The sequence below is a fragment of the Kluyvera sp. NPDC087067 genome (assembly GCF_044745165.1).
Taxonomy (GTDB): Bacteria; Pseudomonadota; Gammaproteobacteria; order Enterobacterales; family Enterobacteriaceae; genus Kluyvera.
This window is the reverse complement of record NZ_JBIUZS010000004.1, coordinates 232,115-245,711: the sequence shown is the minus strand read 5'-3', so window position 1 is coordinate 245,711 and position 13,597 is coordinate 232,115. Positions and strand designations below refer to the sequence as shown.

13 protein-coding genes and 1 other annotated feature are annotated in these 13,597 nt (G+C 54.7%); of the genes, 4 read left to right on the top strand and 9 right to left on the bottom strand.

The features are described 5' to 3' along the window. The first annotated feature begins 248 nt into the window (after positions 1 to 248). A complete protein-coding gene (gene ybaL / locus ACIPDS_RS12740) occupies positions 249 to 1,925 on the top strand; it encodes a YbaL family putative K(+) efflux transporter (protein WP_400736169.1) in 1,677 nt (558 codons plus the stop codon). A 156-nt stretch (positions 1,926 to 2,081) separates the two neighbouring features. On the opposite strand, the gene ACIPDS_RS12735 is transcribed toward ybaL, so the two are convergent. The 9 genes from ACIPDS_RS12735 to ACIPDS_RS12695 form a co-directional block, all read right to left on the bottom strand. Continuing rightward, positions 2,082 to 3,386 (bottom strand): inosine/guanosine kinase, encoded by a 1,305-nt coding sequence (locus tag ACIPDS_RS12735; protein ID WP_400736166.1) that lies wholly within the window; start codon positions 3,384 to 3,386, stop codon positions 2,082 to 2,084. A gap of 62 nt (positions 3,387 to 3,448) precedes the next feature. Then, entirely contained in the window at positions 3,449 to 4,411 is a 963-nt protein-coding gene (gene hemH, locus ACIPDS_RS12730) for a ferrochelatase (protein ID WP_400736163.1), read from the bottom strand. Between the two features lie 420 nt (positions 4,412 to 4,831). Further along, positions 4,832 to 5,476 carry an adenylate kinase gene (gene adk, locus ACIPDS_RS12725; protein WP_166514730.1) on the bottom strand — a complete coding sequence of 215 codons (645 nt, stop codon included), beginning with the start codon at positions 5,474 to 5,476 and terminating at the stop codon, positions 4,832 to 4,834. A gap of 246 nt (positions 5,477 to 5,722) precedes the next feature. After that, a complete protein-coding gene (htpG, locus tag ACIPDS_RS12720) occupies positions 5,723 to 7,597 on the bottom strand; it encodes a molecular chaperone HtpG (protein WP_400736159.1) in 1,875 nt (624 codons plus the stop codon). A 108-nt stretch (positions 7,598 to 7,705) separates the two neighbouring features. Continuing rightward, a complete protein-coding gene (gene recR / locus ACIPDS_RS12715) occupies positions 7,706 to 8,311 on the bottom strand; it encodes a recombination mediator RecR (RefSeq protein ID WP_061282030.1) in 606 nt (201 codons plus the stop codon). Further along, positions 8,311 to 8,643, bottom strand: coding sequence for a YbaB/EbfC family nucleoid-associated protein (locus ACIPDS_RS12710; RefSeq protein WP_052283815.1), 333 nt, complete (start codon positions 8,641 to 8,643; stop codon positions 8,311 to 8,313). The genes recR and ACIPDS_RS12710 overlap by 1 nt, the downstream gene beginning before the upstream one ends. Before the next feature lie 57 nt (positions 8,644 to 8,700). Beyond that, positions 8,701 to 10,632, bottom strand: a complete 1,932-nt coding sequence (gene dnaX, locus ACIPDS_RS12705; RefSeq protein ID WP_400736154.1) for a DNA polymerase III subunit gamma/tau — start codon at positions 10,630 to 10,632, stop codon at positions 8,701 to 8,703. Next, positions 9,307 to 9,371 (bottom strand) — a sequence feature (DnaX frameshifting element). It overlaps the preceding gene by 65 nt. Before the next feature lie 92 nt (positions 10,633 to 10,724). Further along, entirely contained in the window at positions 10,725 to 11,276 is a 552-nt protein-coding gene (apt, locus tag ACIPDS_RS12700; protein ID WP_166514727.1) for an adenine phosphoribosyltransferase, read from the bottom strand. Between the two features lie 149 nt (positions 11,277 to 11,425). Continuing rightward, positions 11,426 to 11,803: a DUF454 family protein gene (locus ACIPDS_RS12695; RefSeq protein WP_400736150.1), complete on the bottom strand. Its 378-nt coding sequence runs from the start codon at positions 11,801 to 11,803 to the stop codon at positions 11,426 to 11,428. A 68-nt stretch (positions 11,804 to 11,871) separates the two neighbouring features. On the opposite strand from ACIPDS_RS12695, the gene priC reads away from it, so the two are divergent. The 3 genes from priC to ACIPDS_RS12680 all read left to right on the top strand — a co-directional run bounded on the left by priC (position 11,872) and on the right by ACIPDS_RS12680 (position 13,578). Further along, the gene (priC, locus tag ACIPDS_RS12690) at positions 11,872 to 12,399 is read left to right on the top strand and encodes a primosomal replication protein N'' (RefSeq protein WP_400736147.1); all 528 of its coding nucleotides are present in this window, start codon (positions 11,872 to 11,874) and stop codon (positions 12,397 to 12,399) included. 16 nt (positions 12,400 to 12,415) lie between these two features. Next, complete coding sequence (gene rsmS / locus ACIPDS_RS12685; RefSeq protein WP_400736144.1) at positions 12,416 to 12,574, top strand: pleiotropic regulatory protein RsmS; 159 nt, start codon at positions 12,416 to 12,418, stop codon at positions 12,572 to 12,574. Positions 12,575 to 12,657: 83 nt separating this feature from the next. Beyond that, positions 12,658 to 13,578 (top strand): Rpn family recombination-promoting nuclease/putative transposase, encoded by a 921-nt coding sequence (locus ACIPDS_RS12680; RefSeq protein WP_400736141.1) that lies wholly within the window; start codon positions 12,658 to 12,660, stop codon positions 13,576 to 13,578. The last annotated feature ends 19 nt before the right edge of the window (positions 13,579 to 13,597 follow it).

The window sequence follows — 13,597 nt, the reverse complement described above, 5'->3', positions numbered from 1 at the left end:
GGCAGCCAAAGTCTCTCTTTGGCTGCCCCCATCTCCGCGCAAGCTCGCCCCTTACCTGACTTATCTCGTTTAATTTTCACTTTTGTGCCGTTTACTCCGAAAATTCAATTTTTTAGCTAAATTCAACAATTATTCACAAACATAATAGTGAAAATTGTCATAAACTATTACCAGGCTTTTTGGTTTTCAGGCTGTTTTGACACTCTGCGCCAAAAATGGAACCACGCATCACGACGAAAGGAGACGGAATGCATCACGCCACACCGCTTATTACCACCATTGTTGGTGGCCTTGTGCTCGCTTTTTTCCTTGGCATGATTGCCAATAAGTTAAGAATTTCACCACTGGTGGGTTATTTATTAGCGGGCGTACTGGCCGGGCCATTCACTCCAGGATTTGTTGCTGATACTAAACTTGCGCCGGAACTGGCAGAACTCGGCGTGATATTGCTGATGTTTGGCGTGGGTCTCCACTTCTCACTCAAGGATCTGATGGCAGTAAAAGCCATCGCCATCCCCGGCGCGATTGCCCAGATAGCCGTCGCCACGCTACTGGGGATGCTGCTTGCCACCTTCTTAGGCTGGTCGATGATGACCGGTATCGTCTTTGGTTTATGTCTTTCCACCGCCAGTACCGTCGTGCTCTTACGCGCGCTGGAAGAGCGGCAACTCATTGATAGTCAACGAGGACAAATCGCCATCGGCTGGCTGATTGTTGAAGATCTGGTGATGGTGCTGACGCTGGTACTGCTGCCAGCAGTCGCCGGAATGATGGAAAAAGAGAACATCGGCTTCGCCTCGCTGGCTCTCGATATGGCTATTACTATTGGTAAAGTGGTGGCATTTATTGCCATTATGATGCTGGTTGGCCGTCGCCTGGTGCCATGGATCCTTGCCCGTAGCGCCGCTACCGGTTCTCGTGAATTGTTTACGCTGTCGGTACTGGCGCTAGCGCTGGGAATCGCCTTTGGCGCTGTGGAACTGTTTGACGTCTCCTTCGCGCTGGGCGCCTTCTTCGCCGGTATGGTGTTAAACGAATCTGAGCTCAGCCACCGCGCCGCACACGATACGTTGCCATTACGCGACGCCTTTGCCGTGCTGTTCTTTGTCTCCGTCGGCATGCTGTTCGACCCTTACATTCTGATTGAGCAGCCGCTGGCCGTTCTGGGGACGCTGGCTATCATCATCTTCGGTAAGTCGCTGGCGGCATTCGGGTTGGTGCGTCTGTTTGGTCACTCGCAGCGCACGGCATTAACTATCGCTACTAGCCTTGCGCAGATTGGTGAATTCGCCTTTATCCTGGCTGGTCTGGGAATGATGCTGGGTCTGCTCCCGCAGGCTGGACAGAATCTGGTACTGGCCGGCGCTATCCTCTCCATTATGCTCAATCCGGTGCTGTTTACGCTGCTGGAGAAGTTCCTCGAGAAAACCGAAACTCTGGAGGAGCAAACGCTGGAAGAAGCGATGGAAGACGAGACGCAAATTCCGGTGGATATCTGCAACCATGCGCTGCTGGTGGGTTATGGTCGCGTAGGCAGCCTGCTGGGCGAGAAATTAATGGCTCAGGGGATTCCGCTCGTCGTCATTGAAACGTCACGTACGCGGGTCGATGAGCTGCGTGAGCGAGGTATTCGTGCGGTGCTGGGCAATGCGGCCAATGAAGAGATTATGAATCTGGCGCATCTGGACTGCGCGCGCTGGCTGCTGCTGACCATTCCTAACGGCTACGAAGCCGGAGAAATCGTCGCCAGCGCCCGTGAGAAGTGCCCAAATCTCGAAATTATCGCCCGTGCGCATTACGATGATGAAGTGGCATACATCAGCGAACGTGGCGCCAATGAGGTGGTGATGGGCGAGCGTGAGATTGCCAAAACGATGCTTGGGCTATTGAGCGAGCCGCCGTTGAAAGAGGCGGTTAGCGGGTAAGATTGTGCGTTCCCGGCGGCGCTGCGCTTGGCCGGGCTACAAGGGATATGTAGCCCGATCAATAATCACAATCCGGGGAAAATGTAGCCCGGGCAAACGCAGCACCACAACAAAATGTAGCCCGGGCGAACGCAGTGACCCCGGGACAGCTCGGACTTAACGTTCCCAGTACGCCTCTTCCAGACTATCTTCTTTTTCCGGCAGGCCGCGTGTCAGACGCGGTGAATGCTGGTTCAATACCTGATAACTCACCCGGTTTGCATACTTACACACCTGCGCCAGCGACGAGTAGGTCAGCCAGTTTAGCTGATGCTTGCTGGAGTTCGGCACATTCGTGCGGTGATAAGCGTTGGCGGTAATATCATGCAGTAGCGCCGCCAGCGCGCCATCACCGGCACCATTGGTGTTCATGATTTTCTCAGGTCCGCCCATAAACGGTGCGATATGTGAGTAAATACGCAGCGGATCCTGGCAATCTTTAAAACGCACCGCGCGGCTGAATTCGTACTGGTTAAATTCAGCAATAGCACCCGGCAACAGAGGATGTTGAGTTTTACGTTTTGTCTCGTTCTCGGTAAAGCTTGCCATATACAGCCCGGTTGGCCCGGCGGTACACAACACCAGATCCACCCAATCCAGCGCTTTATCCGCCGCCAGCAACGGGTCGCTCAGGCCGGTTAAAGCTTCGGCTTCTTCTTCGTTCATCGCCAGAATCGACACGTTGTCTTTGATAAAGCTCTGCCACCATTCCGGGCTTTCGGCGATCACAAACTTTGTACCCAGCGTCAACACTACCGGCACGTCATATTTTTTGGCGTAAGCGATAGCCTGCATCGTGGCATCCGGCATCGGTTCGCCAGGTTTGCAGCGCACTAAATAGGAGGTCAGCACCAGAGCAGAAGCGCCTGCGATAACGGATTCAGGGATACTTTCCGGGCGCAGTTTATTCATATGGCCAGGGCTTATCGCAAAGGTACGCTCACCGGCGTCGCCAATCAGCGTAAAGCAGCGGCCAATCGGTCCATCAACACCTTGCAGGTGGTTCAGATCGGTACGGCTGGAGGTATTGCACAGATAGCGATAGGCGTAGCCGCCAATTTCGATATTGCTGCACATCACGCCCAGCAATACGGAGCGATCGTCCGCCAGCACCGAGTAGTTGTGCATGGTATTGCCGATGGTACCGCCAGCGAACTGGTGGGTAATCAGATTTTCGCGCACCAGTTCCTGATACAGCGCTTCAGCCACATCATCTTCAATCACCAGAGAGTGGCCAGCGCTCAGGCCATAGCGCTCGATAAACGCGTCGTCGACCCTGGCTTCGATATCCACCAGCGTCTGGTCAATACCGACGACCCACGAGATGCTAGTTTCGCTCTCAGGCTGGATCTGTTTTAACAATGGATCGCGTGCGTCCACCGGGAAATAGTGTTTGGATTTGCGTTTACCGGGAAATTTCATGGTGATTTTTGAGTGGCTTTAACAGGCGGAGAATAGTAGCACACTCCCCCGCCTGCTTGCGATCAACGGTATTGCGCAGTCAAATTGGCCATCATCGCGATATGCAACGGATCGTCATTCAGCGCCGGAATATATTCATATTTCTGACCGCCTGCCTCGAGGAACACCTCGCAGTTTTGTACCGCAATCTCTTCAAGCGTTTCCAGACAGTCGGCCGAGAATCCCGGACACATCACCTGAATATGCTTAACGCCTTTTTCACCGAGCATTTTCAGCGTTTCGTCAGTGTACGGCGTAAGCCACGACTCCCGGCCAAAGCGTGACTGGAAGGTCATCATCACTTTATCCGGTGAAATGCCTAACGCTGAAACCAACTCACGGGTGGTATCGCGGCAGCGTTGCGGATAATCATCCCCTTCGCGGGCGTAGCGCTGTGGAATGCCGTGATAGGACAGCAGCAGCACGTCCGGTTCGCCATGGCGCGCAAATGAAGCCTGAGCACTGGCTGCCAGCGCCTGAATATAGCCGTGGTCGGTCGCGTAGTCGCGAATAAATGATACGTTGGGAATTGCGCGTTTCTTCGCCAGAATGCGCGCCAGTTCATCCCACACCGCCGCAACGGTCGAACAGGAGTATTGCGGGTAGAGCGGCAGCACTATCAGTTGATCGATGTCGTGCGCCAGAAGCTCATCAACCGCGCTTTGCAGTGACGGCGTGCCATAGCTCATGCCCAATACCACCGGCACATCCGGTAAATGAGCCGCCAGCGCGCGCTGTTGGCGGCGGCTGTAGACCATCAGCGGGGAGCCTTCTTCCATCCACACGGATTGGTACAGCTTCGCAACACGCGGCGCACGGATAGGGAGAATAACCCCACGCAGCAGCGGCCACCAGAGCAGGCGATTGGTATCAACCACGCGGCGGTCGCTTAAGAATTGCAGCAGATAACGCTTTATCGCGCCCGGCGTCGGCGCGTCGGGGGTGCCGAGGTTAACCAGCAGAATACCGGGTTTCTTGTAATGCATTACCGTCTCTTATCGATTCAAATTGTTGATAATTGTAGCGGAAAAGCGAAGAAGAAAAACTAATTGCTGTGAGAGGTGGGGAGACAATTTTGCCTGAGGGCGCTGTGGTTATCAGATCTACGGGATTATTTGACGCATTTTGCCTGATGGCGCTGCGCTTATCAGGCCTACGGGATAATCTGACGCATTTTGCCTGAGGGCGCTGCGCTTATCAGAACTACGGGATTATCTGACGCATTTTGCCTGATGGCGCTGCGCTTATCAGGCCTACGGGATAATCTGTTGGATTTTGCCTGATGGCGCTGCGCTTATCAGGCCTACGGGATTATCTGGCGCATTTTGCCTGAGGGCAGGCCTGCGGAGAGTGTAGGCCGGATAAGGCGTTTACGCCGCCATCCGGCATCGGATGGCGGCACAACATTAGCCGAGGATCTTCGCAAGCTCTGCGCGAACGTCAGCCACGGCTTTGGTGCCGTCAACTTTTGCGTATTTGGTGTTACCCGCCTGCGCTTCTTTAGAGTAGTAACCGATAAGCGGCGCGGTCATCTGATGGTATTCCACCAGACGCTTACGCACGGTTTCTTCCTGATCGTCTTTACGCGTAGTCAGGTCTTCACCGGTCACGTCATCTTTGCCTTCAACCTTAGGTGGGTTGAATTTGATGTGGTATACACGGCCGGAAGCCGCGTGCACACGACGACCAATGATGCGGTCAACGATCAGATCGTCCGGTACGTCGAATTCCAGAACGTAGTCAACGTTGATGCCCGCTTCTTTCATGGCATCAGCCTGAGGAATGGTGCGTGGGAAACCGTCCAGCAGGAAACCATTGCGGCAGTCTTCCTGAGAGATACGCTCTTTTACCAGCGCGATAACCAGTTCATCGGTTACCAGTTTGCCCGCATCCATGATGTCTTTGGCCTGTTTGCCCAGCTCGCTGCCGGATTTTACTGCGGCACGCAGCATGTCACCGGTGGAAATTTGCGGAATGCCATATTTCTCCATGATGAACTGAGCCTGAGTTCCTTTCCCCGCGCCCGGAGCGCCAAGCAGAATGATACGCATTACGAAAATCCCCTTAAAGGTTGTCGATATTTTTTAAAAAGCGCTAAAAGATACCACCAGAACGGCGATGGCTCAAGGAAGGAGGGTCGGCTGAAACGGTTAATGGGGTGATATTTTACGTAAAAGGGGTTTAAGAACGATCGCCCGGACAAGTAGCCCGGGCGAGGCATTTATGCCGACCCCGGGGTGAGCCGGAGCCTCTCCCGGCGTCGCGTTGCTCGACCGGGCTACAATATCAGGTCTCGTTTATGACACCAGCAGCTGATTCATACGACGGATAAACTGGTTCGGATCTTCCAGCGTACCGCGCTCAGCAAACAGCGCCTGGTCAAGCAGCAGCTCAACCCACTCTTTAAACTGACCTTCATCTTCGGTATCCGCCGTGCGTTTTACCAGCACGTGATCCGGGTTCAGTTCAAAGATGTATTTCACTTCCGGCGCGGCCTGGCCCGCAGCGGCAAACAGTTTTGCCATCTGGGTGCTCATCTCGTCGGCATCGGTGGTGACAATCGCCGGAGTATCGGTCAGACGATGGGTCAGACGCACCTCTTTCACGCGATCGCCCAGCAGGGTTTTCACGCGCTCAACGAATGGCGTCAGCGCTTTTTCGGCTTCTTTTGCGCTTTCGTCGACTTCGTCAGCCAGCTTGTCGATTGACTCATCGGCTTTCGCCACGGACTGGAACGGTTTGCCGTCGAACTCGGTCAGGTAGTTCATCATCCACTCATCGATGCGGTCAGAAAGCAGCAACACTTCGATGCCTTTCTTACGCAGCAGCTCGAGGTGCGGGCTGCTCTTCGCCGCGGCATAGCTGTCGGCAGTGATGTAGTAAATCTTCTCCTGCCCTTCTTTCATGCGCGAAACGTAGTCGGCCAGCGACACGTTCTGCTCGGAAGAGTCGGTATGGGTAGAGGCAAAGCGCAGCAGTTTCGCGATCGCTTCCTGGTTGCCGTTATCTTCCGCAGGTCCCTCTTTCAGCACCAGACCAAACTGTTTCCAGAAGGTCAGGTATTTCTCAGCATCGTCTTTCGCCAGCTTATCCAGCATCTGCAATACGCGTTTGGTCAGCGCATTACGCAGGTTACGCGTCACGGTGCTGTCTTGCAGAATTTCACGCGACACGTTCAGCGGCAGATCGTTGGAGTCTATCAGCCCGCGAACGAAACGCAGGTAGTTCGGCATGAACTGCTCAGCGTCATCCATGATAAAGACGCGCTGTACGTACAGTTTCAGACCGTGTTTATGGTCACGGTTCCACATATCCCACGGCGCCTGGGATGGAATGTACAGCAGGCTGGTGTACTCCTGCTTACCTTCCACGCGGTTGTGGCTCCAGGTCAGCGGGTCAGTAAAGTCGTGGGCGATGTGCTTATAGAACTCTTTGTATTCGTCGTCGTTAAGTTCCGCTTTGTTACGCGTCCACAGCGCCTGCGCCTTGTTGATTTTCTCCCAGGAAACCACGGTCTCGCCGTCTTTCTCTTCGGATTTTTCGATTTCAACCGGCAGCGCGATATGGTCAGAATATTTGCTGATGATCGAGCGCACGCGCCAGTCGTCGAGGAACTCATCTTCGCCTTCACGCAGGTGCAGGGTGATTTCGGTGCCGCGATCGTCTTTGGTGATGTCGGCAACGGTGTATTCACCTGCGCCTTCCGATTCCCAGAACACGCCGTTTTCAGCGCTATCGCCTGCCGCACGGGTGCGTACGGTCACTTTATCAGCCACGATAAACGCCGAGTAGAAACCGACCCCAAACTGGCCGATAAGCTGGCTGTCCTTCGCCTGGTCAGAACCCATGGACTCAAGGAATGCTTTAGTGCCAGATTTGGCGATGGTCCCGAGGTGGTCGATAACCTCGTCGCGATTCATACCAATGCCGTTATCGGCAATGGTCAACGTACGCTTATCTTTATCAAAGGAGACGCGAACGCGCAGTTCACCGTCACCTTCATACAGATCCGGGTTGGACAGCGCGCGGAAGCGCAGTTTGTCGGCGGCATCCGATGCGTTAGAGATAAGCTCACGCAGGAAGATCTCTTTATTGGAATACAGAGAATGGATCATCAGGTGCAGAAGCTGTTTTACTTCTGACTGAAAGCCACGGGTTTCTTGTCCTTTCATTGCAAAATACCTCAATGCTGATTACAAGGTAAAAAAAAGCGATGAGAGGAAAATGGGGATAGGGAAAGTGAATTTCAAGCGAGAGCAGTAAATCCTGCTCCCGATTGATTAAAAACGAATCTTATGACGCCCGGCCAGGGAGTGCGACAGCGTTGTGCCATCGACCATCTCCAGCTCGCCACCGACGGGCACACCATGAGCGATACGGCTGGCTTCAACACCAGACTGCGCGCACAGCTCGGCGATGTAGTTAGCGGTCGCCTCTCCTTCCACCGTGGGGTTGGTGGCGAGGATAACCTCGGTAAGCTGCTCCGTTTCCAGACGCTGCTCAAGGCGGTCAAGTCCGATATCGTCCGGCCCGATGCCGTCCAGCGGCGAGAGGTGGCCCATCAGCACGAAGTAGCGGCCAGAAAATTGTCCGGTCTGCTCAATGGCGTAGATGTCCGCAGGACTCTCCACCACGCAGATTTGACCGTTTTCCTGGCGACGCGGGTTCGAACAGATGTTACACACCTCTTGCTCGGTGAAGGTGCGGCAATCGGCACAGTGGCCGATTTCCGACATCGCGCGCGTTAACGCCTGCGCCAGACGCATACCGCCGCTGCGATCGCGCTGCAGCAGGGTAAACGCCATGCGCTGCGCTGACTTCGGGCCAACGCCCGGCAGACAGCGCAATGCTTCCATCAGCTGAGTTAACAGCGGACTGGTTTGCATCAGAATGGCATCTTGAAGCCTGGCGGCAGCTGCATACCGGAGGAGACTGACGCCATTTTTTCTTTCTGGGTTTCATCAATACGGCGCGCCGCATCGTTGAAGGCCGCAGCCACCAGATCTTCCAGCATGTCTTTGTCATCTTCCAGCAGGCTTGGGTCGATTTCAACGCGACGGCAGTTGTGCGCGCCGTTGATGGTCACTTTGACCAGACCTGCGCCGGATTCGCCGGTGACTTCCAGCTGGGCGATTTCTTCCTGCATTTTCTGCATTTTGTCTTGCATCTGCTGGGCCTGTTTCATCAGGTTACCCAGACCGCCTTTACCACCAAACATAGGCTTCTCTCTTTGTAGGTCACGTTAAACAATAACGACCGTAAGCAGCGCTTGCGGTCAAATGGGGCGAATACTCTCTTCATCCAGATCCGCATCGAAGAATCGGCGCAGGGTCTGAATATTATTATCCGCGATAATCGACTCGCGCGCCTGCGCGAGCTTTTCTTCATAAATGGTCTGTCGCCACTCCAGCGGCGTACGCACCGCCGGATTATCATCTTCAACGATGGTCAATTCAACAGGCGCACCGAATAAAGTGCTCATGGCCTCGGACAGTTTTTGCAGCGAGCCCGGCGAATTAAGATGCCGCTGGGTCGAGCGTAGATGCAAACACACGGCGTTGCCGTTTTGCTCTTTCCACGCGTTAAGCGCCACCTGTTCAACCAGCTTGGGCAGCGCCATCTGGCTGACCTGCGCCGCCCACTCGTCGCGTTCGATGGCTTCTTCCATCAGCTTGACGGCAAGCTCGGGCGTCTTTTCATGCTCCAGCGCTTTTTTCAGCGCTTTAGGCGTGGCGACGGCTTCTTTTTGTACTTCAGCGACTGACGTGGTCGCTTTCCAGCGATAGGCCTCTTTTTTCGCCGCGGGCTTGGTCAGTGCCGAGGGCGCCGGACGCGCCTGAACGCGCTCGGTTACCGAAGCCAATCTTTCCAGCGCAGCGTTGTTCACCGGCCGCACGCGGGAGGCGGCTGCCGGTTCACTCTTTTTTGGTTGGGTTGCTCCCTGATTACCCTGCTGGAGCTGGCGACGTGCGGCCAGCACCTGATTGGTTGAATCAGGCAGAGTCGCCGCAGGCGGCGTAACCGGCGCGCTATTTTGCACAGGCGCTTGCGGCGGTTGCATCACCGGCGTAGTGGCAGGGACATAGGTCTGCGGCGGCGCTTCCGGTTCGGGTAGTGGCGCATTCGGATGGAATGCCAGCGCCCGCAGCAGCGTCATTTCAATCCCCATACGTCTGTCCGGCGCATACGGCAATTCTTTGCGGCCGATCAACAGCGTCTGGTAGTAAAGCTGGATATCCGTTGGCGGAACGGTACGCGCCAGATTGCGCATCCGCTGTTCAACAGCCGCCATATCACTGCCCAGCGCCGCAGGCGAAAGCTGAACCATCGCGATGCGGTGAAGTAAGCTTTGCATTTCAATCAGCAACGCTTCCCAGTCGACGCCACGCAGCGCGGCATCGTTAATCAGCTCCATCACCTGCTCGCCGTTCGCGGCCACCAGCGATTCAATCAGCGAGAGCGCCTGTGAATCGTCCAGCGTACCGAGCATTTCACTTACTGAAACGGTGGTCAGTTGCCCATCACCGCTGGCAATCGCCTGATCGGTCAGGCTTAGAGCGTCACGCAGGCTGCCATCCGCCGCACGCGCCAGCAGTTGCAAAGCGCGAGGTTCGTGGGTGATATGTTCTTCGTCGAGGATATGCTCGAGCTGATGGCGAATCTGCTCAACGTCCAGCGCTTTCAGATGGAACTGTAAGCAGCGCGACAGTATCGTCACCGGCAGCTTTTGCGGATCGGTTGTCGCCAGCAGGAACTTAACGTGCGCAGGCGGTTCTTCCAGCGTCTTAAGCAAGGCATTAAAGCTGTGACGGGAGAGCATGTGCACTTCGTCGATAAGATAGACTTTAAAACGACCGCGCGCAGGCGCGTACTGGACGTTATCCAGCAGGTCGCGAGTATCTTCGACTTTGGTACGTGAGGCGGCATCGATCTCAATCAGATCGACAAAGCGCCCCTGTTCGATTTCCCGGCAGTTATCGCACACACCACACGGCGTGGCGGTGATGCCGGTTTCGCAATTCAGTCCTTTCGCCAGTAAACGGGCGATAGAGGTTTTCCCCACACCCCGGGTGCCGGAGAAGAGGTATGCGTGATGAATGCGCCCTAACGATAAGCCGTTCGCCAGTGCGGTCAGCACATGTTCCTGGCCGACGACGTCAGCAAAGGTTTGTGGGCGCCATTTTCGGGCTAAGACCTGATAACTCATTGGCTGGCTCTGAAACGCTGGAAGGTGGATTCTTGAAGGGGTAATGCTACCACAGCCCCGCCAACTCGGCGAGGCTATGTATCGGGAAATGCTTAGTGACCCGGGAAATTCACCAGACTGTAGCTGGTGATGCCCTGTTTTTCCAGGCGCTGCTCGCCGCCGAGGTCAAACAGGTTGATGATGAATGCCGCATCGTGCACTTCACCACCCAGACGACGAATCAGCTTCACCGTCGCTTCGATAGTGCCACCGGTTGCCAGCAGATCGTCGACGACCAGCACTTTATCGCCGGCTTTAATCGCATCCACGTGGATTTCCAGCTGGTCGGTGCCGTATTCCAGCTCGTAGCTTTCGGCAATGGTTTCACGCGGCAATTTACCCGGTTTACGTACCGGGACAAAACCGACGCCCATCGCCAGGGCAACCGGCGCGCCAAACAAGAAACCACGTGCTTCGGTACCCACGACTTTGGTGATACCGGCATCTTTGTACTTCTCGACCAGCAGTTCAATGCTGAGCGCGTAAGCTTTCGGGTCTTCCAGTAAGCTTGTGACATCGCGGAAAAGGATGCCCGGTTTCGGATAATCCTCGATGCTCTGGATGCTGTTCTTCAGGTATTCAAGCTGCTGTGCGGTTGCGGTCATAGGTTTGTGCCTAATTAAAACGGTGTTACTTAAGGCGAGCAAAACGGGTTAAAAACATCAAATGATTAATTTTTAACCGGGCGCGCCTGGGCTCGAAAACGCCAGAATTTACTGGCTAGCTCAGAGAATTGCAACACCATTAATGCGGTTCACGACTTTTGTTGTTCTGCATCAACCACCGGGATCCGCCACATAAAAATTAATAATCCGCACAGAATCGCGAGCAGCAGCAGGCGTACCCAAAGCATATTCACCAGCCACAGGGAGATGCCGAACGTCACTAAAATCAGCGCGATTGCCCGCGGTTTCGCGCCCGGCGGCATTGCCCGATAGCGCTGCCAGTGGCGAAGATAACTGCCGAACCACGACCGATAAAGCAGCCACTGGTGAAAGCGCGGTGATGAACGAGCAAAGCACCATGCAGCCAGCAGAATAAACGGCGTCGTCGGCAATAGCGGAAGAACCACACCGATTGTGCCAAGGGCTACCGCCAGCCAGCCAATAATGATTAAAATAGTACGCTGCATAATGCGAATCGTTATCAAGTGAGTCTGCTAATGTAGCATAACCGATAACAATAAAAACGGAGAACCTGGTGAAAACGGCCCGGCTTTTACAAACGCTCGAACAACAGCTTGCCCGCCTGCAAACGCAGGTGGCGCCGCAGGCTTCGCACGCCACGCTGAGCGCCCGTTTTGACCGCCAGCTTTTTCGCACGCGCAGCACAAAGATGCAGGCCTATCTTGATGAAGCTCAAGCGCATTTCGAAGAGCTAAAGCACGCGGTCGGACAGCAACAGCTTCCGCAGGTGGCATGGCTTGCCGAACATCTGGCGGCGCAAATTGAGGCCATTAATCGCGAAAGTGAAGCCTGGTCGTTGCGGGTGTGGGATAACGCCTCGCCGGGGCTACGCCGCTGGCAGCGCAAAAGGCTGGAAACGCAGGATTTTGAACGGCGCTTGCTGGAAATGAAGCATCAGCGTCAGCAGCAATACCGACAGGCTAGCACGCTTGATGAACAACAGCGCCTGGCACGCGAGATTACCGCCTTCGACGGCCGCATCGCGCGCTGTCAGCAGGCGCTACAGGAAATTGAACGCGTTCTGGCGCGCATGACGCGCTAACGAAAAAGGAGAAAGTATGTCGCTGGAAAATGCCCCGGATGACGTCAAACTGGCGGTCGATCTTATCGAGCTGCTGGAGAGTAACAACATCGCGCCGCAAATCGTGCTAAGCGCGCTGGAGATGGTACGGCAAGATTATGTTAACAAGTTAAAAAATGCGGAAGGTGCCTCGTAAAAAGCGCCAAACCCGGCTGCTTTCCCGTCATCGTCTGTGGCACATTCCAGGCCTCATTCAGGACAATACGATGACGGAATATCATGAAAATTCTCTCGGCAACCCCGCATGACGCCATTTTTAAACAGCTTTTGCATCATAAGGCGATTGCCCGCGATTTCTTAGCTATCCATCTGCCAGCCGCGCTGTTGGCGCGGTGTAAACTTGACACCTTGCAGCTAACCTCCAGTAGCTTTGTTGAGGAAAACCTTCGCGCCAGGTACTCAGATATTCTCTACGCCCTGCAAACGGATGACGGGCAAGGCTATGTCTACGTGCTTATCGAGCATCAAAGTACGACGGATAAGCTGATGGCCTTTCGCCTGATTCGCTATGCGATTGCCGCCATGCAGCAGCACCTTGATGCCGGTCATGACTCGCTGCCTTTGGTTATCCCCATGCTGTTCTATCACGGAACCGGCCCCTGGCCGAGCCGTCTTAACTGGCTGGAACTGTTCGCCGATCCGCTGCTTGCTAAAAGCCTTTACACGCAGGATTTCCCGCTCGTTGATATCACTACCATCCCGGATGATGAAATCATGACCCATCGTCGAATGGCGATGCTCGAACTGCTTTTCAAGTATATCCGCCAGCGCGATCTGGCCACATTACAGGAACAACTGGGCGTGTTGCTTTTGGAAAATTGGTTAACTGCGCCACAGTTAAGCGCGATAATCAGCTATATGCTGCAAGCGGGCGGAACGCAGCATCCGGAGGAACTGATTATCAGACTTGCAGAACATTCACCACAGCATAGGGAACAACTGATGACCATTGCGGAATGGCTTGCCGAAAAAGGGCGAAAAGAAGGGATGGAAAAAGGAATTGAGCAAGGTGAAGCCATCGGGCGCAGGGAAGAAGCGTTCAAAATCGCGCGCAATATGTTAAGTGCGGGGCTGACCGTTTCGCTGGTCATGGAGCTGACCGGCCTGACCGCAGACGATCTGGCGACTCAGAGAGATTAAAAAAGGGCGACAGAGTGTC